Annotated in this window: 1 protein-coding gene and 2 pseudogenes; all 3 read right to left on the bottom strand. The window is 71.5% G+C overall.

Annotated elements, in window-relative coordinates; genetic code table 11:
* Positions 1-791 (bottom strand): annotated as a pseudogene (locus D7Y13_RS48485) (hypothetical protein); the annotation flags it as partial.
* A 9-nt stretch (positions 792-800) separates the two neighbouring features.
* Entirely contained in the window at positions 801-1760 is a 960-nt protein-coding gene (locus tag D7Y13_RS41105; RefSeq protein WP_120534039.1) for a ParA family protein, read from the bottom strand.
* Positions 1761-1807: 47 nt separating this feature from the next.
* Positions 1808-2069 (bottom strand): annotated as a pseudogene (locus D7Y13_RS49990) (hypothetical protein); the annotation flags it as partial.

The following is a 2069-nucleotide window of genomic DNA, read 5'->3' as shown; positions in this document are numbered from 1 at the left end:
GTCATGGGCTCGGCCTCGGGCATGCGGAGGGCCTGAACGCCCATCCGTCCATCGAACTGTACCCCTGGAGGGGGCCCGGCGAAGGTGACCGGCGCGGCCCGGGGGGCTTCCGCCCGCGCCATCGCCGGGGGCGGCGAGGCGAAGGTGACCGGCGGGGCCTCCGTCCGCGCGGCGGGCTCGGCGCGCGCGGGCGTCGGCTCGGCGGCCACCGGCTCCACGGCGAAGGACTCCAGCGTGGACTCATTCAGCTGCGCGACTTGCGCCGCGGAGACGCTCCACGCGGACGCCGCGACCGCCTCGGCGACCTCCCGGTGCGACACAGGGGACACGGCGTCCGCATCCCAGGCGGACTCCTCCGCGGGCTGGGTCGCCGCGACGTTCCACGCGGGCGCGGCCTCCGGGGACTCGTGCTCCAGCCACGGCGCCGGCGGCGTCTCTTCCTCTTCGCGCCGCGCATCCGGGGACACCAGCGCGGACAGCGCGTGGGACACCGGCGAGAACGTCGGCGCCGTCACCGCCGGCAACCCCTGGGCGGCCTGGGGCGGCTGCGCGCGGGCGGAGGGCGCGTTGAGCGCGGCCTCGATGGCCTCGGCGGCGGAGGGACGCGGGGCGCGGCCGCGCTCGATGCGGGCGCGCACCTCCGCGGACAGGTCCGGCGACTCCGCGACGGGCGGCGGGGCTTCGGCGGCGGCCGCTTCCGTGGGTTCGGCCGGGTCGAGGGCGCCGGTGAACGCCCCCAGGCGGAGGCGCGGCTTCGCGCGGGACACGTTCTGTTCGAAGGCTTTCTTCATGGCGGAGTCTCAGCCGGCTTTCGTGGCGCCGCCGCTCTTGGGCGGAGCATGCGCGGCCACCAGGCGCGGCAGCACGTTGTCGAGCATGGCCTGGATGTCGGTGGCCCCCTTGGACGTCGGATCCGCCACGAACACCGGGCGGCCCTCGCTGGAGGCCTGCGCGAACTTGGTGCACTGCCGGATGATGGTGGGCAGCAGGTACTCCGGGTAGTGCGTCTGGAGGGCTTCCAGCGCCTCCTTCGCCAGCTTGAAGGTGGCGTTGAAGGAGTTCACCACGATGAACACGTGGTCCAGCACGTGGTTCAGGTCCTCCTCCAGGCTCTGCACCGTTTCGAAGAGCAGCTTCAGGCCGTGGAAGGAGAGGAAGTCCGCGAGCACCGGCACGAACAGGTCGTTCGCGGCCATCAGCGCGTTGAGGTTCAGCAGGCCGAAGGACGGCGGCGCGTCGAAGACGATGAAGTCGTACTGCGCCTCCACGTCCTTGAGCGCGTTGCGCAGCTTGAACTCACGGCCCGCCATGGGCATCAGCGCCAGGTCCACCGTGGACATGCTCAGGTTGGACGGGATGAAGTCCAGGTTGGGCAGCATGGACTTCTGCACCACCTGGATGAGCGGCGTCTTGCGCACCAGCACGTCCAGGAGCGTCTTCTCGAAGTCCTCGCCCTCGTAGCCCAGGCACTTGGTGGCGTGGCCCTGGCTGTCCAGGTCGATGAGGAGCACCGCGTAGCCCAGCTCCGCCAGGCGCCACGCGTAGGAGGTGGACAGCGACGTCTTGCCGGTGCCGCCCTTGAAGTTGAGGAAGAGCTGGCGGCGGTGGCCCGCGCTGGGCGGGAAGCGGTTGAGCGTCGTGCGCAGCTCCCACACGTCGTCGGGGCCGTAGCTGTCCTTGCGCAGCTCCGCGGGGATGCCCTTCGGAGTCACGCCGAGCATCTCGGCCACCTGCTTCGAGCTGTACGTCGGCGCTTCCATGAACGACCCTTCGGATGACGTGTGAGGCCCGGCCGATGCACCTTGCCTCAAGCGGCGAAGTATTTGTGCCCCCTTCGCACGATGGCCCCTCGGGCCACCAGCAGGGCAACAGCCTCCTGGGCCAGCTCCGCCGGAGCGGACAGCCCGGCCGTCAGCTCAGGGAGCGAGCGCCCCCGGACGGCGACCCGCACCTCCTGCAACATCGCCCCACACAGCGCCTCCACGGGGGACGGGCCCCGGCGCGGGGGAACCGGCGGAGTGACGGGACTGTCTCTTATACCCATCTGACGCTGCCGACGAACCCTAGGG

It is taken from the genome of Corallococcus praedator, from assembly GCF_003612125.1.
In the GTDB taxonomy this organism is placed as follows: domain Bacteria; phylum Myxococcota; class Myxococcia; order Myxococcales; family Myxococcaceae; genus Corallococcus; species Corallococcus praedator.
The sequence above is the reverse complement of the archived record's forward strand: the minus strand, read 5'-3'. Positions and strand labels throughout refer to the sequence as shown.